The following is a 17,776-nucleotide window of genomic DNA, read 5'->3' on the forward strand; positions in this document are numbered from 1 at the left end:
CTAGCCGATGTTGGACAGCTTGAGCAGGTGGCGCAGATCGTCCAGCACATGCTTGCCGTTGACCTTGCCGTCGTAACGCAGCACCAGGTTGCCGTGCGGGTCGACGATCCACAGCTGCGGGCCAGGCTCGCCAACCTTCTGCAGGTAGTGCTGGGCATCCAGCGGGTAACGTTGCAGTTGCGGGTACTCACGGCCAAGCAGCGCCTGGTAGTCGGCGCTCAGCGGCTGGGCGGCGGCCAGCGCATGGCTGGCGCGGCTGGCATCGCGGCCCAGGCCGACCTGGATCTGCCGGGCCAGGTACACCAGGCGCTGGCAGTCCTCGGCGCAGGCCTCAGGCGCGCTGACCAGCAGCTGCCAGCGCTCGTCCTCACCCGCCACGCCGATATCGGCACGGCTTTCACCATTGCCGATCATGGCGCCGTGGTAGCTGCGGCCATCCGGCACCCAGAACTGAAGTTTGTACATGCTGGTGGCCAAAATCATCGGCCCGAGCACCACCAGCAAAATCAGTAATAGCTGCAAACGCCCGCGGGCTCTGGGTTTGCCACGTTCAGGCACGTCCAGTGGAGTGGCGGTGGCCATGGCGTTTCTCCTTGTTGTGGTGCCAGCCAAAGTAGAGGTAGAGCAGAACCAATGCGGCAGAAAGGGCAAACCACTGCACGGCGTACCCCAGGTGTTTTTCCGGGCCCATGGCGACTACTGGCCAATCCAGGCGATAGGCTGCCGGGCCTGGTTCCAGACGCAGCTCATGGGCGTAGCCTTCGCGGTCCAGTTGCGGCCAGAGCTGTGCGGCATCAACGGCCGTGAGCAGATGCGGCCATTGGCCGCCTTCCGGGTCGGGATGCAGCTGGAACGTGCTGCCGGGTGATACGTACACTGAAGCGTCCAGCGCCATGGCCTGGGAAGGGGTATCGAAATGCACAGGCACGCGGCGGTCTGGCCAGGGCAGCCAGCCGCGGTTGACCAGCAGCCACAGGCCGCTGGCCTGGTCATGGAAGGGTTGCAGCAGTTCCACACCGGCCTGGCCGTCGCGCATGCGGTTGTCCAGCAACAGGCTGTGCCCGGCGTCGAAGCGGCCATAGAGGTGAACGCGGCGGAAGGCGTTGTCTTCGTTTGATACGAGCTGGGCCGTGGCGATCGGGGCTTCGATTCGCCGTTCGGCATAGCTGGCCAGCAGCGTACGCTTTTCCTCGGCACGGCCGAGTTGCCAGCAGCCAAGCGCTATCAGGCCCGGCAGCAGCGCAAGCATCGCCAGGGTCGGTACCCAGCCTGGGCGAAACGGCCTCACGGGCGCCTCGCTATACTTATCCACATCACCGCATCCCCCCCGGAGTAGCGCCATGCTCAAGGCCGCGATTGTCCTGATGCTGTTGGCCACGATTGCCAGCCTGTTCAGTGGCCTGGTGTTTCTGGTCAAAGACGATGAAAACTCGACCCGCCTGCTCAAGGCGCTGACCGTGCGGGTGACCCTGGCGGCCCTGACAGTCGGCCTGGTCGCCTGGGGCTTTATCAGTGGTCAGCTGGTTTCGCATGCTCCCTTCTGAATGTGCAGTTGGTTTGATGGCCTCATCGCCAGCAAGCCAGCTCCCACAGGAACCCCACATGCCTCAGGGTCAGTGCCCCCTGTGGGAGCTGGCTTGCCGGCGATTGGCCCTAGAGCACATACACGAAGATGAACAACCCCACCCAAACCACATCAACGAAGTGCCAGTACCAACTGGCCGCCTCGAAGCCGAAGTGTTTCTCCGGGTTGAAGTGCCCACGCAAAATGCGCACGAACATCACGATCAGGATGATCGTCCCCAACGTCACGTGGGCGCCGTGGAAGCCGGTCAGCATGAAGAACGTCGCACCATAGATCCCCGAACCCAGCGTCAGCCCCAGCTTGGTATAGGCCTCGTGGTACTCGTAGGCCTGCAACGTAATGAAGCTGATACCCAGAAGAATGGTCAGCGCCATCCAGAACTTCAGTGGCCCACGGTGATCACGGCGCAGCGCATGGTGCGCAATGGTGATGGTCACACTGGAACTGACCAGCAGGATGGTGTTGATCAGCGGCAGGTGCCACGGGTCGATCACTTCCTTGGGCGGCGGGAACAGTTTCGGGTCGGGCGTGTGCAGCAGCGGCCAGGTGAACTCGAAAGTCGGCCACAACATGTGCGCAACCCCTTTGGCCCCTTCGCCCCCCAGCCACGGCCCGGCCAGCACACGCACGTAGAACAGCGCACCGAAAAAGGCGAGGAAGAACATCACCTCGGAGAAGATGAACCAGCTCATGCCCCAGCGGAACGAGCGGTCCAGCTGCGGGCTGTACAACCCCGCGCGGCTCTCCTTCACCACGGCGCCGAACCAGCCAAACAGCATGTAGGCCAGGAACAATGCACCCACGAAGAAAATCAGCGGCCCGTGCGATTCCGGGTGGCCGGCCTTCATGTCATTGAACCAGGTGCCCAGGCCGAACACCGTGATGAACATGCCGATGGTGGCGATGATCGGCCACTTGCTCTGCGCCGGAACGTAGTAGTGCTCATGACTTGCCATTGCTGTTCTCCTTCCCTTAACGGGCGCCCTGAACGTCCTGGGCCGCAACATGCGCGACCGGCGGGTGGCGAGCGGTGATGTCGAACAAGGTGTAGGCCAGTGTCAGGTGCTTCACGCTGGCCGGCAGGTCGCGGTCGACGATGAAGCGCACCGGCATCTCGATGCGTTCGCCGGGCTGCAGCACCTGCTGGGTAAAGCAGAAGCACTCGGTCTTGTGGAAATACGCGGCGGCCTCGGCCGGGGTAATGCTGGGTATCGCCTGCGCACTCATCGGCCGGTCGGTCGGGTTGTGGGCAATGAAGATCATCTGGTTCACCGCACCCGGGTTGACCTCCAACTGGTCAGCCGTGGAGTAGAAATCCCAGACCATGTCGCTGGCATTGGTCGACATGAACTGCACCCGCACCGAACGCGACGGGTCGCTGACCTGGCTGCCTTCGTATTGCCCGCCAGTCTTGCCGTTGATGCCAAAGGCCTTGCACATCACGTCGTAGATCGGCACCAGGGCGAAGCCGAAGGCGAACATCACCACCGTCAGCATCAGCAGGCGCGTTACCAGGCGTTTGAGCGACAGGCCGTTCATGGCGGGCTTCCTATTTCACTTCCGGTGGCGTCTGGAAGGTGTGGTAGGGCGCAGGCGAGGGGATCGACCACTCAAGGCCCTCGGCGCCATCCCAAGGCTTGGCCGGTGCCGGCGCGCCGCCACGGATGCACTTGATGACGATGAACAGGAAGAAGATTTGCGTGGCACCGAACATGAAGGCCCCGATCGACGACACCATGTTGAAGTCGGCGAACTGCAGGTTGTAGTCCGGAATGCGCCGTGGCATGCCGGCCAGCCCCACGAAGTGCATGGGGAAGAAGGCCATGTTCATACCGATGAACGACAGCCAGAAGTGCAGCTTGCCGAGGGTTTCGTCGTACATGTGGCCGGTCCATTTCGGCAGCCAGTAGTAGGCCGAGGCGAAGATGCCGAAGATCGCCCCGGGCACCAGCACGTAGTGGAAGTGTGCGACCACGAAGTAGGTGTCGTGGTACTGGAAGTCCGCCGGGGCGATGGCCAGCATCAAGCCGGAGAAGCCGCCGATGGTGAACAGGATGACGAAGGCGATGGCAAACAGCATCGGCGTCTCGAAGGTGAGCGAGCCTTCCCACATGGTGCTGACCCAGTTGAACACCTTCACCCCGGTGGGCACGGCGATCAGCATGGTGGCGTACATGAAGAACAGTTCGCCCACCACCGGGATGCCGACCACGAACATGTGGTGGGCCCAGACGATGAACGACAGGAAGGCAATCGCGCCGGTGGCGTACACCATCGAGGTGTAGCCGAACAGCGGCTTGCGCGAGAACGCCGGGATGATCGAGCTGACCGCACCGAAGGCGGGCAGGATCATGATGTACACCTCGGGGTGGCCGAAGAACCAGAACACATGCTGGAACAGCACCGGGTCACCGCCACCGGCGGCGCTGAAGAAGCTGGTACCGAAGTGGATGTCCATCAGCATCATGGTCACCACACCGGCCAGCACCGGCATCACCGCAATCAGCAGGAACGCGGTAATCAGCCAGGTCCAGACGAACAGCGGCATTTTCATCAGGGTCATGCCGGGGGCACGCAGGTTGAGGATGGTGGCGATCACGTTGATCGCGCCCATGATCGAGCTGATGCCCATCAGGTGGATGGCGAAGATGAAGAAGGTGACGCTGGCCGGTGCATAGGTGGTGGACAGCGGGGCGTAGAAGGTCCAGCCAAAATTCGGCCCGCCGCCGGGGCTGAACAGGGTCGACACCAGCAACAGAAACGCCGCCGGCAACAACCAGAAGCTGAAGTTGTTCATGCGCGGCAGGGCCATGTCGGGCGCGCCGATCATCAACGGGATCATCCAGTTGGCCAGGCCGACGAAGGCCGGCATCACCGCGCCGAACACCATGATCAGGCCGTGCATGGTTGTCATCTGGTTGAAGAACGCCGGTTCCACGATTTGCAGCCCGGGCTGGAACAGCTCGGCGCGAATCACCATGGCGAACGAGCCGCCAAGCAGGAACATGATGAAGCTGAACCACAGGTACATCGTGCCGATGTCTTTATGGTTGGTGGTCAGCACCCAGCGCATCAGGCCCTTGGCCGGGCCGTGGGCGTGCTCATGGCCGTGGGCGTGGTCGTCGATCACTGTGCTCATGTCCTGTCTCCTGCAACCCATTGATTGCCGCGAGTAACCCGGTTCATTGCGCTTCTGCCTGCTTCAGCGCCAGCACGTCCTTCGGCGTGACCATGTCGCCCTTGTTGTTGCCCCAGGCGTTGCGCTCGTAGGTGACCACGGCGGCAATATCCACTTCCGAGAGCTGCTTGCCGAATGCAGCCATGGCGGTACCGGGTTTGCCGTGGAAGACGATGCTCAGGTGGCCTTCCTTGGGCCCGGTAGCGATCTTCGAGCCCTTCAATGCCGGGAACATCGGTGGCAAGCCCTGGCCTTCGGCCTGGTGACAGGCCACGCAGGTGGTGTGGTAGACCTTGTCGCCACGCTCCACCAGCTCTTCCAGGGTCCATTCCTTGCTGGTCAGCTCCTTGAGCTTGGCGGCTTCGGCTTTGCGCTCACCCAGCCAGGTGTCGTAGTCGGCCTTGGATTTCACCTCGACCACCACCGGCATGAAACCGTGATCCTTACCGCACAGCTCGGTGCACTGGCCGCGATAGATGCCGGGCTTCTCGATACGGGTCCAGGCTTCGTTGACGAAGCCGGGGATGGCATCGCGCTTGACCGCAAAAGCCGGCACCCACCAGGAGTGGATAACGTCGGCGGCCGTTACCAGGAAGCGCACTTTGGCACCCACCGGCAGCACCAGCGGTTGGTCGACTTCGAGCAGGTAGTGCTCGTCCTTGGGGGCTTTGTTGTGAATCTGGTCGGCGGGGGTGGCCAGGTTGCTGAAGAACTCCACGTCCTGGCCCAGGTATTTGTAGTGCCACTTCCACTGGTAGCCGGTGACCTGAATGTCGATGTCCGACTCGCTGGCGTCGTAGATGTCGATCAGGGTCTTGGTGGCCGGGATGGCCATGGCCACCAGAATCAGGAAGGGCACCACGGTCCAGAGGATTTCCACCCAGGTATGCTCGTGGAAATGCGCGGCCTGCTGACCGGTGGAACGGCGGTGGATGACCATCGACCAGAACATCGCGCCGAAAACCACGATGCCGATGATCACGCAGACCCAGAAGATGGTCATGTGCAGGTCGAAGACGGCGTTGGAGACTTCCGTCGCCCCCGGGTGCATGTTCACGGTCCAGGCGGCGTTGGCCTGACCAAAAACCGACCACAACAGGAGGCCCATCCAGACATGTGGATGTCGCATCATTGCGGGTTCCCCTTCTAATTCTTGTTGTCCCGGAGGCGTGGCCTGCGGCAAGAGGGAACGGCGGTCAAGACTGCCTGGCTTCGACGACCGAGCCCCTGCTAAAAGCAGTCGGGCCTCATCAACGAATCACGTTCACCGGGAGTATAGACAGCGACCAATGGCACGCAATGAAGCCTGTGAAATGAACTTCACGAAATGGCCAAATTGCCTGAAAACCGCACGCTTGAGGGGGCATGGCGCAATAATGGCACCTTGATATGCCTGAGAGCGCACACGTTTGCGAGATTTATAACAAATAGGTCTTAGGTATTCTGTATACCGAGCTAATTTAGTGTCTTCCGTTTGAAACGTAATGTCCCTGGAGTTGTCATGAACATCGCTGCTGTACGCGAGCAGGTAAGCCAAGCCCATCAACATGAAGGCCAGACTGGCCAATTGAAACAGCGTCTCGAGCTGCAACTGCCGCACCTGCACCCCTCGATCCAACTGCCTGAGCAGGACGCCCAGGGTACTTTGGCGCGCTTCGTCAGCGCCTACATCGACCAGGTTCCGGAACTGCTGGAGGCCGCACATGCGGTTGCCCGCGAGGCCGGGATCGAGTCGCAGATCAAGCCGGTACTGAAAATTGCCGAAGCCTACTTCCTGCAGCCGCCCAGCGTGATGCAAGGGCATGTGGGCCTGGACTGCCTGCTGGACGAGGCCTACCTGGCGCACCGGCTGGTGGAAGAGGTGAACGATCTGTATATCCGTCACTTCCAGCAGCCGCTGATCCCGGTCGATACGACCGTCGCCAATCTGATTGCCCACCAGCTGATTGGCGAGGAATTTGCCAACCAGCTGGATGAAGTGGTGCATCACTCGGTTGACGAAATGCTCAATGACGAGAGTTTTGCGGTGGAGTCAGTGGAGGCTTATCGCGAAAAACTGAGCAGCCCGGCAACTGGCGAGGCCTGGAAGCGCTGGCCGTGCCTGTCGCGGCAGCTGGGTGTGGAGCTGGGTCAGCCGGCCTGAATCCAGAGCCCGGTGAGATCCCTGTAGGAGCGGCACAAGGCTGCTCCTACAAAAATCACCCTGTTAAGGATCGGTATCAGGTACCAAGCCCCGCCGTAGTCCGCAACCGCCCCTCGATCCGCCGCTTCAAGCGCCGCTGTTCTATCAGCAACCGCGCCCCATTCGCCGCATTGCTGCGGCCCCAGTCTTCAAGCAGCTCAAGGCACGAGTGGTCGATGTAGCTCAGGTTACCCAACGGCACATGCAGCGTGGTCCCCGCCGGTACACTATCCAGCACCTGAGTCAGCGCCGGCACCTTGAGGAACGTCGCCGCACCGCTAAGCCGCAGCTCCATGTGCCCAGCCTTCTCCAGGCTCACCAGATTGATCTTCAGCCGCGCCGCCTTGAACGCCAGCTTCAGCAAGGTCAGGGCAAAGCCAAGCAGCACGCCGGTCAGCAGGTCGGTAAAGATGATCGCCAGCGCTGTCGCCGCATAGGTGAACATCGGCATGCGGCCATAACGGCCCAATCCGCGAAACGCCTTGAAGTCCACAAGCTTTACCCCGGTAAACACCAGCACACCCGCCAGGCTCGCCACCGGAATCTGTTGCAGCACGCTACTCAGCGCCACTACGAACGCCAGCAGCCAAAGGCCATGGAAGATCGCCGAAGCCCGGGTTTGCGCACCCGCTTGCACATTCGCCGAACTGCGCACGATCACGCCAGTCATCGGCAAAGCACCCAACACACCGCAGAGCATGTTGCCGATCCCCTGGGCCGACAACTCACGGTCGAAGTCCGAGCGCTGGCCGCTGTGCATGCGGTCTACCGCCGCAGCCGACAGCAGGGTTTCAGCGCTGGCAATGAACGCCAGGGCGAAGGCTGCGACCAGCAGGGTAGGGTCGGCCAACTGCATCAGATCTTCCGGGCGGATCCAGTCGATGGCCTCGGACAAGTCTGCCGGCACCTGCACCCGGTTGACCGGCAAGGCCAGCCACATGCTGATGCCGGTCATCGCCGCAACACCCAGCAGGGCACCCGGGACGAAGCGCAGCCGCTGCGGCCGCAAGCGCTCCCAGCCCCACATGATGGCGATGGTACCCAGGCCCAGCGCACCGGCCATCCAGCCGGTACCAGCGCTTTCCTGTGGCAAGGCTGCGGCCACGGTTGCCGGGAACTCCAGCAGGTTCTGCATGCCGGAAGGCTGGGGCGCGGTGTCGAACATGACATGCACTTGCGACAGCACGATCAGCACGCCAATCCCCGCCAGCATGCCGTACACCACCGCTGGCGCGGTGACGCGGAACCAGCATCCCAGGCGCAGGCGCCCAGCCAGCAACTGCAGTAACCCGGCCAGCAGCAGTATCGGCCCCAGCATGGCCATGCCGTGCTGGCGCACCAGCTCGAACACCAGCACCGCCAAGCCGGCGGCCGGGCCGCTGACTTGTAGCGGCGAACCGGCGAGGAAACCCACGACAATGCCGCCGATAATGCCGGTAATCAGGCCTTTGGCCGGCGGCATGCCCGAGGCGATCGCAATGCCCATGCACAACGGCAAGGCCACCAGAAAGACCACCACCGACGCCAGCAACTCACGCGGCAGGGCCGCTTTCAACTGTGTAATGTTCACCGTGTTTCTCCATTCTCAGTCACACGGCCATTCCCCTGGCCGTGGGCACGTTTGCCCCTGACGAGCGCGCAGGCGCGGGCCGCCAGCGGGCGTGCCGGCAGGGCAGTCAGGGAATTCAAGGCAGCAGAAGGCCGCGCCACACCCTGAAGGGTGCAGCCGGCTATCAAAGTTCTAGCGGTGGATGGGTCGCTTAGTAGCGGCCTCTCGGGGTAGCGCAGGGGACCGGCTCGCCAGCAGCCAGGGGCAAGAAGCTGTCGCTGGCGGCATCGTAGGCTTCGATCTTGCTGGTCTCGATGTCGTAGACCCAGCCATGGATGTACAGCTCACCGGCTGCCAGGCGCGAGGCAACCGAAGGATGGGTACGCAAGTGATGCAGTTGGGCGATGACGTTTTCCTTGGTCAGCACCTGCATCGTCTCGTGTTCGCTACCGCACGAGCAGTTGTTCTCGACCACGGTGCGCGCCACTTCAGCGTGACGCAACCAGGCGGAAACGGTTGGCATCTTGGTCAGCGATTGCGGGTTGAGTACCGCACGCATGGCGCCGCAGTCGGAGTGGCCACATACGATGATGTGGTGCACTTTCAGTGCAAGTACGGCGTACTCGATCGCGCTGGAAACACCGCCATTCATCTGGCCGTAAGGCGGTACCACGTTACCCACGTTACGGGTCACGAACAGGTCGCCTGGCGAGCTTTGGGTGATCAGCTCGGGGACGATGCGCGAGTCGGCGCAGGTAATGAACATGGCACGCGGCGTTTGCGCAGTGGCGAGCTTCTTGAACAGCTCTTGCTGCTCGGGGAAGACGTCATGGTGAAAGCGCAGGAAGCCGTCGACGATGTGCTTCAGGGCTGCATCGGCGCCCTCGGCGGGTACATCCGGAACGACCTTGGATGGGTCCTTGACGGGCATGATTCATCCTCTTGACGGTGTGTAGGTAAATCCATTTTACCGGTGAAAGATTCTGGCTATGCAGGGATTTAGATGACACGCACGGGCCATTGATCACAGTCGGTGTGGACTGATTTCCTACGCTAGCGGGGAAAACTTAACTGAAACTTAATTCGACGGCTCTAGAACGGGCGTTCCAGACAGGAAAGGCGGGATCTGGATAATAGCAAAAAAGCATCAGTTGCCAATATAGATTAGCAAAATTATTGGGTGTCATTAGCTGAGTTGCAGGCATCAGAACAACGCCATCTGGCCCCCAGGTGGGCAGAATGCCGAGCAATCCAGCGCCTGCGCTTCCCGCCCCTCAAAGTTCAGCCGCTTCATGGCCTTGGCAAAACGCTGGGCCAACAGCTCGGCAAACACCCCTTCGCCGCGCATGCGCGCGCCAAACCGGCTGTCGTACAGCTCGCCGCCCCGGCTCTGGCGAATCAGGCTCAGTACATGCGCAGCCCGTTGCGGGTAATGGTCCTGCAGCCACTGCTCGAACAAGGGCGCCACCTCCAGCGGCAGGCGGAGCATCATGTAGGCCGCGCTCTGTGCGCCGGCTTCCTTGGCCGCCTCCAACAGGCGTTCCAGTTCACTGTCATTGATCATCGGAATCATCGGCGAACACAACACACTCACCGGCACACCCGCTTCGCGCAATACCCGGATAGCCCTCAACCGAGCGCCGGGAGAGGCCGCGCGTGGCTCCAGCACCCGCTTGAGATCATCGTCCAGCGTGGTCAGGCTGATCATTACCCGCGCCAGGCGCTGGCGGGCCATCTCGGCCAGCAAGTCGAGATCACGCAACACCAGCGAACCCTTGGTGACAATGGTCACCGGATGGCGAAAACGCAGCAAAACCTCAAGCAGCCGCCGGGTGAGCATGTGCTCCCGCTCGATCGGTTGGTAAGGGTCGGTGTTGGAGCCCAGGTTGATCGGCGCGCACACGTAGCCCGGTTTGCTCAATTGTTGCGCAAGCACCTCGGCGGCGTTGGTCTTGGCAATCAGCTTGGTCTCGAAATCGAGGCCGGGGGAAAGGTCCCAATAGGCGTGCGAGGGGCGGGCATAGCAGTAGATGCAACCATGCTCGCAGCCACGGTAAGGGTTGATGGAGCGGTCGAAGGGCAGATCGGGCGAGGTGTTACGACTGATCACCGACTTGGCGGTCTCGACCCGCACTTCAGTGCCTTGCGTCTGTGGCACTTCCTGGTACCAGCCATCATCCACTGCCACCGAATGGCTCGGGGCAAAGCGGTTATGGGGGTTGTGCGCCGTGCCACGGCCCTTTCGCGGTGCTGGAGCAATCATGGCTCACCTCTATACTGTATCCATATACAGTATAATGCACGCCAGAATCTTTCCAGCACCTCTGGTCTGGCTACTTCAGGCCATGCCAGCTCAGGTACGCTGCCTGTTCAGGTTGCCGCCCCAGAAACACCTCGATGCCTTCGCGCAGTGGGCGCGATGCACCCGGGGCGAACAACGCGTCCTGCAGGGCCTGGCCCGTGGCCCGGTTCAACAGGCCCTCGGCCTCGAAGCGTGTGAACACGTCAAAGGCCTGCACATCCGACCACAGGTAGGCGTAATAACCCGCATCGTAGCCATTCACCAGGTGCTCGAAGGCATGCGCCGGGTGCTCGAAATCAGCGAGTGGCCAGTAGCCACAGCGCTCACGGGCCTCATTCAGGCGCTGCTCAAAGGACCTGCCATCGTTCGGTGCGGCATGCAGGTCCATGTCGAACAGCGCCAGGCTCAGATGACGCGCGATTTCCTCCACGCCCTGCTGCCGCAGCGCCTCCAGGCATTCATCGGCTTGCCGCCGGGTCAGCGGGCTGCCATCGCTTGCATGAGCCGAAATCGACACCAGGTAATCAGCATCCCAGACCCAACGCTCGAACAGCTTGCCAAACAGCTCCACACCATCGGTGCCCAGTTCGGTCACGTTGGACATCACGTGGTTCGTCGTACGCACCAGTAAATGGTGCAGGGCATGGCCGAACTCATGGAACAACTTGCGCAGTGACAAGTGGTCGAGCAATGGCTGGCTACCTGGCGGTGCCTGCGGCACATCGCTGAAAACCACCACCGACGCGGCCTGGTAGATACCCTCGGCATCGACCCGGCGGTTGCGTAGGTATGTGGTGACCACGGCGTCTGGCTGCTTTCCGGCATGCTGCACGGCATCCAGATACAGAAAACCGATGAAGGCGTTGTCCTGCCACACCTCGAACGGCTGCACGCTTTCATCCCAGGTAGCGAGCGGCTTAGGCTGGAGCACCACACCAAACAGCCTCTGCGCCAGCGCCTGTAGCGCGCTGACAACCGTGTTCAGCGGAAAGTAGTCACGCAGGATTTCGCTGGACAACTCGCCGCGCGAAGACGCCTGCAAGTAGTCGTAGTCCCAAGGTTGCGGATTCTCCAGCCCGTGATCGGCAGCCTGACGCGCCACCTGTGAGCGCCAGCGCAACATGGCCGGGCGCACATCATCGGCCAAAGCATGAAGAAAGCCGCGCACCTGAGCCACGGAACCCGCACTCTTCACATGCAGGCTCTGCTCCAGATGGCCGGGAAAACCGAGCAGAAGGGCCTTTTCCTCGCGCAGTTGGGCCAAGTGCTGCAGATATGAGCGGTTGTCCAGTTTGAGATCCTGGCTGACGCCACGGGCGTGGAATGCCCGGTAAACACGCTCACGTAGCTGGCGGTTGGCGGCATGCTTGAGCACCTCATCAGTGGTCACGCTGTCACAGGCTATCAACCAGCCCGGCTCACCGCTTTCCTGCGCCCGTGCAGCCAATGTGTCGCGTATCCGCTGTGGGATGCCGCTCAATTCGGACTCATCGGCAATACTCAGCCCTGGCCGGTTGATGTTGCTGCGAAATGCGTTGCAGGCAACAGCGATCTGCGCCTGAAGGTCTGCCAGGCGCGCCTTGCCAGCGGCATCGAGCAACGCCCCGCTGGAGGCGAACTTGTCCAGATGCCAACGCAAGGTGGCGCGTTTCTGGGCATCCAACTGCTTGCCAATGTCACTGTTGGCCAAACGCTCATAGAGTGCATGCAAACCCATGTTGACGAACTTCTGTTCGAAACATGCCGTCGCTTTACCGTAAAACTCGATGATGGCGTTGGCCCAGGCTTCATCCCGGCCAACCAATGGCGAGGCGGCATACAACACCGCCAGTAGCTGGCTGTCCAGGCCGTCCACCGCCAGCACCATGTCATCCCAGGTGGGCATGGCCTGCTGATCACGGATGATGCGCTCGATCCCTTGCTCGTGCGCCAGTAGCACATGATCGAAAGCCGCACGCATGCTTTCAAGGGTGATGGAAGGGAAATCGATAGGGATGTGGCTAGCTTGCAGCAGAGGGTTGTCCATGGCACGTCACTTTGCTCGTGGAAAGAAGCAAGAGAGCGTGCATGGCCAGCGTATGCCGGAGGGCCTGACTATCTACCACCCGGGCTTTGCACCCGGGTGGCACGACAGCATTACTCTGCCGGTTTCTTCAGCTTCGGATTCGGGAAGAACTGCACCGTCTGCACCTTGGCTGGCGTGGCCTTGGGTGCCAGGTGGTTGACCCGGGTGCCAAGCTCCTTGGGCACCGAAAGCCCCTGCTCGTTGAGGGTGTCGGTGAAGCCGCAGGCCACACACTCACGGTGCGGGGTGTCGTCTTCGCTCCACATCATCAGCTTGTCAGGCTCGCTGCACGCCGGGCATACCGCCCCGGCAATGAAGCGTTTCTTGGTCTTGTTCACGGCAACCTCGCTCATGCTGCGGCGCTCTCGGTGAGGCCACTGTGGCGCAGCAACGCATCGATGGAAGGCTCACGCCCACGGAAGTCGACAAACAGCTCCATTGGCTCGCGCGAACCACCACGGGCCAGGATCGCCTCACGGAACGCGCGGCCAGTTTCGGCATTCAGCACGCCTTCTTCCTCGAAACGCGAGAAGGCGTCGGCCGACAGCACTTCGGCCCACTTGTAGCTGTAGTAGCCGGCTGCGTAACCGCCCGCGAAAATGTGCGCAAAGCTGTTGGGGAAGCGGTTGTACGCCGGTGGGCGCATCACCGACACCTCGTCGCGCACGCCTTCGAGCACCTGCAACACGCTGCGGCCGTCGCCATGGGTCGCATGCAGTTCGAAGTCGAACAGCGAGAACTCCAGCTGGCGCACCATCATCATGCCCGACTGGAAGTTCTTTGCCGCCAGCATCTTGTCCAGCAGGTCCTGGGGCAGGGGGGCGCCAGTTTCGTAGTGGGCGGAGATCAGCGCCAGGCCTTCCGGCTCCCAGCACCAGTTTTCCATGAACTGGCTCGGCAGCTCGACCGCGTCCCAGGCCACGCCGTTGATGCCGGATACACCGGCATGCTCGATGCGGGTCAGCATGTGGTGCAGGCCATGGCCGAACTCGTGGAACAGGGTGGTGACTTCATCGTGGGTCAGCAACGCCGGCTTGCCGGGTGCGGCCGGGGTGAAGTTGCACACCAGGTTGGCCACCGGGCTCTGCAGCTCGCCAGCAGCAGTGCGGCGACGGTCACGGGCGCCGTCCATCCAGGCGCCGCCGCGCTTGTTGGCACGGGCGTACAGGTCGAAGAAGAAGCGGCCGACGTGCTGGCCGTTTTCCTTGATTTCGAACAGACGCACGTCCGGGTGCCAGCTGTCGAAGCCCTTGAGCTCAGCGATTTCAATGCCGTACAGGCGCTGCACGATGCTGAACAGGCCGCTCAGCACCTTGTCGATCGGGAAGTAAGCACGCAGGGCTTCCTGCGAAACGCTGTAGCGTTGCTCGCGCAGTTTCTCGCCAAAGTAGCCGGCGTCCCAGCTGGCCAGCTCAGGGCAGCCTTGTTCGGCGGCGTAGGCTTTCAGTTGCTCCAGGTCCTGAGCGGCAAATGGCTTGGAACGCTTGGCCAGGTCACGCAGGAAGTTCAGCACCTGGTCGCTGGACTCGGCCATCTTGGTGGCCAGGCTCAGCTCGGCGTAGTTCTTGTAGCCCAACAGTTCGGCCAGCTCCTGGCGCAGGCCGAGGATTTCCTGCATCACCGGGCCGTTGTCGAACTGGCCGGCGTTCGGGCCCTGGTCCGAGGCGCGGGTGCAGTAGGCGGCGTACAGCTCTTCGCGCAGGGCGCGATCGCTGGCGTAGGTCATGACTGCGTAGTAGCTGGGGAATTCCAGGGTGATCAGCCAGCCGTCGAGGCCCTTGGCCTGGGCAGCGGCGGCCATCTGCGCCTTGGCCGAGTCGGTCAGGCCAGCCAGCGCGGCTTCGTCGGTGACGTGCTTGGTCCAGGCCTGGGTCGCATCGAGCAGCTGGTTGGAGAAGCGGCTACCCAGCTCGCTGAGCTTGCTCTGCACTTCGGCGTAACGCTGCTGCTTGTCTGCCGGCAGGTCGATGCCCGACAGGCGGAAGTCACGCAGGGCATGCTCGAGGATAGTCTTTTGCGCCACGTCGAAACCGGCGGCTTCGGGGCTGTTGATCAAAGCCTGGTAGGCGTCGAACAGCGCACGGTTCTGACCCAGTTCGGTAGAGTAGGCGCTCAACGCCGGCAGGCACGACTCATAGGCCTCGCGCAGTTCAGCGCTGTTGCACACCGCATTCAGGTGGCTGACCGGGCTCCAGGCAGCACCCAGGCGGTCGTTCAGTTCATCCATGGCCAGCACCAGGCCAGCCCAGGAGGGGTTCTTGCCCTGCTTGTCGAGGATCTCGGCAATGGCTTTACGGTTGTCGGCCAGGATCGCTTCGATCGCCGGCAACACGTGTTCGGCACGGATTTGCGAGAAGGGCGGCAGATCGTGGGATTGCAGAAGCGGGTTGTTCGCAGTCACGGTTTGGATACCTTGGCAGAAGAAACACTGCCCCATCTTAATTACAATCGACGCCGACCGCAGCAGGCAGCCTGCCTATCGGCACAGATGAGAGACGCTATCATGGCCATCCGAAGCTTCCAGCAACACACTCCGAAAGTTGGATCACGGGCCTTTATCGACCGTTCGGCGGTAGTGCTGGGCGATGTGGAGATTGGCGAAGACAGCTCGGTCTGGCCGTTGACCGTGGTGCGCGGCGACATGCACCGCATTCGTATCGGCGCACGCACCAGCGTGCAGGATGGCAGCGTGCTGCACATCACCCATGCCGGCCCTTTCAACCCGGACGGCTTCCCGCTGATCATCGGCGACGAAGTGACCATCGGCCACAAAGTGATGCTGCACGGCTGCACCCTGGGCAACCGCATTCTGGTCGGCATGGGCAGCACCATCATGGACGGCGCCATCGTCGAGGACGAAGTGATCATCGGCGCCGGCAGCCTGGTGCCGCCCGGCAAACGCTTGGTCAGTGGCTACCTGTACATGGGCAGCCCGGTGAAACAGGCCCGGCTGCTGAACGACAACGAGCGCGCATTCTTCTCCTACAGCGCCGGCAACTACGTGAAGCTCAAGGACCAGCACCTGGCCGAAGGCTACGACCAACCGGAATGACCGCATTCGCGGGCAAGCCCGCGAAGAAGGCAATGCAGCACTCAAGTGGAACTCAGTAAATGCATCAGCAAAACATTCTGTTCGACCTCGACGGCACCCTGACCGACCCACGCCTGGGCATCACCCGTTCAATCCAGTATGCCTTGGCCAAGCTGGGCATCGACGAACCCGACCTTACCCGCCTCGAGCACTTCATCGGCCCACCCCTGCTGCAGGCCTTCATGCAGTTCTACAGCTTCGACGAAGCCAAGGCCTGGGAGGCGGTGAACTTCTACCGGGAGCGCTTCCGCGTAACCGGCCTGTACGAAAACCTTGTGTTCCAGGGTGTGCCGGAGTTGCTTGAAGCCCTGACCGGGCAAGGCCGCACGCTGTACATCGCCACCTCCAAACCCTGGGAGTTCGCCCGTGAAATCGCCCGGCACTTCGCCTTCGACCACCACTTCAAGGTGATCTACGGCAGCGAACTGGACGGCACCCGAACCAACAAGGTCGAGCTGATTCGCCACCTGCTGGACGAAGAAGGGCTGGACCCGGCCCAGACACTGATGATCGGCGACCGCAAGCATGACCTGATTGGCGCACGCAGCAATGGCTTGCAGGCCGTGGCGGTGGGGTATGGTTTTGGTAGCCAGGAGGAGTTGATGGCGGAGGAACCGGCCTATCATTTTGCGACCTTGGCCGAGATGCATCAGGCATTTATCAAGGCTTGATGGCCCTGGGGGCTGCTTTGCAGCCCCAAAATCTCACTGGCTAACCATCAACCCCTGTAACGCCGCCTTCCTTTCAGAAATCGGCAACCGTCCCAGTTGCTCGACCCGCTCATAAAACCGCCCCCAATCCCCACCCACCTCGCGGAACAGCGCCTCAAAAGCCGGCACCCATTGGTCATAAAGCCCGAACGGCAACAACTTGGCATTGCTCAACGGCCCATACACCCAGGCGTCATAGCGTTTGTCCCCCCCCCACTGGCCATCACGCACCTGCCGGTACTCGCGCCTCAAGCGCTCGAACTCGGCCCGCTTGGCCTGCCGCTTGTGCGCTTCGTCCAGTGTGCCTGAATAGATCGCCTGCAGCCGTTCACGGCTGGCCAGCACCAGCCGGATGAACTGCTCACGCTGCTGCCCCTGATCCCCGCCAATGGCGGCAAGCCCACGCGCCACGCGCCATTGCCGCGTGCCTTCCTGCTCGACGAAGGAGGCAAACGACTCGTTGAACTCGGTGTCGTTCTGCACATAAAAGCGCTGGTGAGCCAGTTCATGGAAGATCAGCGTGGCCAGGCGCTCGTCGCCCCAGCCCACCATCGAAGAAAGAATCGGGTCATCGAACCAACCCAGCGTCGAATACGCCTCCACACCGCCAACGTACACATCCAGCCCGTCTTGCCGCATCAGCGCCGCCGCCCCACGGGCCGCGCCTTGCTGGTAGTAGCCGCGATACGCCACGCACCCCGCGATCGGGAAGCAGTGCGTAATAGGCTGCAACGACAGCTCGGGCGTGGCGAAGACATTCCACACCACATAAGGCCGGCCAATGTCGGCGTAAACCCGGTAGCTGCGGTTATCCGGCAGTTTCAGCTGCTGGCTGGCGAATACCCGCGCCTGTTCAGCGTGTGCCAGGTGCGATCGTAATTGCGGGGGCGTCGCCGGGTCGGCTATCACCTGCGCGACAGGCTGCCGCGCACGCAGCAATTGCCACTGGCCCTCAGCCAACTGCCCATAGTAGGCAACGCTGCTGCAACCGTTCAGCAGGAGCGCGGCCAGCAGGGGAACCAAAGGGATGAAAACGCGGTCGAGTGCCCCAGGGCCTGAGCGCTGCATAAGAAAAAGTCGAAGCATCCGGGACTGTCTGACTCGCTCAAGGCCG

General features: G+C 61.9%; 17 protein-coding genes. 4 read left to right on the top strand and 13 right to left on the bottom strand.

Annotated elements, in window-relative coordinates:
- Together B9A31_RS00275 and B9A31_RS00280 are read right to left on the bottom strand one after the other, a co-directional pair.
- Positions 1-582, bottom strand: coding sequence for a hypothetical protein (locus B9A31_RS00275; RefSeq protein WP_025754204.1), 582 nt, complete (start codon positions 580-582; stop codon positions 1-3).
- Positions 551-1,288 (bottom strand): SURF1 family protein, encoded by a 738-nt coding sequence (locus B9A31_RS00280; RefSeq protein WP_027614788.1) that lies wholly within the window; start codon positions 1,286-1,288, stop codon positions 551-553. Before B9A31_RS00280 ends, B9A31_RS00275 begins: the two co-directional genes overlap by 32 nt.
- A gap of 52 nt (positions 1,289-1,340) precedes the next feature.
- On the opposite strand from B9A31_RS00280, the gene B9A31_RS00285 reads away from it, so the two are divergent.
- A complete protein-coding gene (locus tag B9A31_RS00285) occupies positions 1,341-1,544 on the top strand; it encodes a twin transmembrane helix small protein (RefSeq protein ID WP_019098091.1) in 204 nt (67 codons plus the stop codon).
- A gap of 109 nt (positions 1,545-1,653) precedes the next feature.
- On the opposite strand, the gene B9A31_RS00290 is transcribed toward B9A31_RS00285, so the two are convergent.
- From B9A31_RS00290 to coxB, 4 genes are read right to left on the bottom strand one after another with little or no spacing between them, the layout of a single operon-like run.
- Positions 1,654-2,541 carry a cytochrome c oxidase subunit 3 gene (locus B9A31_RS00290; RefSeq protein ID WP_019098090.1) on the bottom strand — a complete coding sequence of 296 codons (888 nt, stop codon included), beginning with the start codon at positions 2,539-2,541 and terminating at the stop codon, positions 1,654-1,656.
- A gap of 16 nt (positions 2,542-2,557) precedes the next feature.
- Positions 2,558-3,124 (bottom strand): cytochrome c oxidase assembly protein, encoded by a 567-nt coding sequence (locus B9A31_RS00295; RefSeq protein ID WP_016712829.1) that lies wholly within the window; start codon positions 3,122-3,124, stop codon positions 2,558-2,560.
- 10 nt (positions 3,125-3,134) lie between these two features.
- A complete protein-coding gene (gene ctaD / locus B9A31_RS00300) occupies positions 3,135-4,724 on the bottom strand; it encodes a cytochrome c oxidase subunit I (protein ID WP_016497403.1) in 1,590 nt (529 codons plus the stop codon).
- Positions 4,725-4,767: 43 nt separating this feature from the next.
- Entirely contained in the window at positions 4,768-5,895 is a 1,128-nt protein-coding gene (gene coxB, locus B9A31_RS00305) for a cytochrome c oxidase subunit II (protein WP_019098089.1), read from the bottom strand.
- 369 nt (positions 5,896-6,264) lie between these two features.
- Here coxB and B9A31_RS00310 point away from each other — a divergent pair, with 369 nt between their 5' ends.
- Positions 6,265-6,906, top strand: coding sequence for a hypothetical protein (locus tag B9A31_RS00310; protein WP_019098088.1), 642 nt, complete (start codon positions 6,265-6,267; stop codon positions 6,904-6,906).
- Between the two features lie 76 nt (positions 6,907-6,982).
- Here the strand turns inward: B9A31_RS00310 and B9A31_RS00315 are convergent, their stop codons facing one another.
- The 6 genes from B9A31_RS00315 to prlC all read right to left on the bottom strand — a co-directional run bounded on the left by B9A31_RS00315 (position 6,983) and on the right by prlC (position 15,262).
- Entirely contained in the window at positions 6,983-8,515 is a 1,533-nt protein-coding gene (locus B9A31_RS00315; protein WP_025754206.1) for a SulP family inorganic anion transporter, read from the bottom strand.
- 190 nt (positions 8,516-8,705) lie between these two features.
- Positions 8,706-9,425, bottom strand: a complete 720-nt coding sequence (locus tag B9A31_RS00320; protein WP_016712825.1) for a carbonic anhydrase — start codon at positions 9,423-9,425, stop codon at positions 8,706-8,708.
- 273 nt (positions 9,426-9,698) lie between these two features.
- The gene (locus tag B9A31_RS00325; RefSeq protein WP_084296578.1) at positions 9,699-10,757 is read right to left on the bottom strand and encodes a PA0069 family radical SAM protein; all 1,059 of its coding nucleotides are present in this window, start codon (positions 10,755-10,757) and stop codon (positions 9,699-9,701) included.
- 70 nt (positions 10,758-10,827) lie between these two features.
- Positions 10,828-12,822, bottom strand: a complete 1,995-nt coding sequence (locus B9A31_RS00330; protein WP_084296579.1) for a M3 family metallopeptidase — start codon at positions 12,820-12,822, stop codon at positions 10,828-10,830.
- Between the two features lie 110 nt (positions 12,823-12,932).
- Entirely contained in the window at positions 12,933-13,214 is a 282-nt protein-coding gene (locus tag B9A31_RS00335) for a YheV family putative zinc ribbon protein (protein WP_019098084.1), read from the bottom strand.
- Positions 13,211-15,262 carry an oligopeptidase A gene (gene prlC / locus B9A31_RS00340; RefSeq protein ID WP_232889095.1) on the bottom strand — a complete coding sequence of 684 codons (2,052 nt, stop codon included), beginning with the start codon at positions 15,260-15,262 and terminating at the stop codon, positions 13,211-13,213. The genes B9A31_RS00335 and prlC overlap by 4 nt, the downstream gene beginning before the upstream one ends.
- A 102-nt stretch (positions 15,263-15,364) precedes the next feature.
- Between prlC and B9A31_RS00345 the strand changes: the two genes are divergently transcribed.
- Both B9A31_RS00345 and B9A31_RS00350 read left to right on the top strand, forming a co-directional pair.
- The gene (locus tag B9A31_RS00345; protein ID WP_016712820.1) at positions 15,365-15,913 is read left to right on the top strand and encodes a gamma carbonic anhydrase family protein; all 549 of its coding nucleotides are present in this window, start codon (positions 15,365-15,367) and stop codon (positions 15,911-15,913) included.
- A 59-nt stretch (positions 15,914-15,972) separates the two neighbouring features.
- Entirely contained in the window at positions 15,973-16,623 is a 651-nt protein-coding gene (locus tag B9A31_RS00350) for an HAD family hydrolase (RefSeq protein WP_025754209.1), read from the top strand.
- A gap of 33 nt (positions 16,624-16,656) precedes the next feature.
- Here the strand turns inward: B9A31_RS00350 and B9A31_RS00355 are convergent, their stop codons facing one another.
- Positions 16,657-17,730 (bottom strand): aminopeptidase, encoded by a 1,074-nt coding sequence (locus tag B9A31_RS00355; RefSeq protein WP_027614791.1) that lies wholly within the window; start codon positions 17,728-17,730, stop codon positions 16,657-16,659.
- Positions 17,731-17,776 lie beyond the last annotated feature (46 nt).

It is taken from the genome of Pseudomonas sp. URIL14HWK12:I5 (assembly GCF_900176445.1).
Classification (GTDB): domain Bacteria; phylum Pseudomonadota; class Gammaproteobacteria; order Pseudomonadales; family Pseudomonadaceae; genus Aquipseudomonas; species Aquipseudomonas monteilii.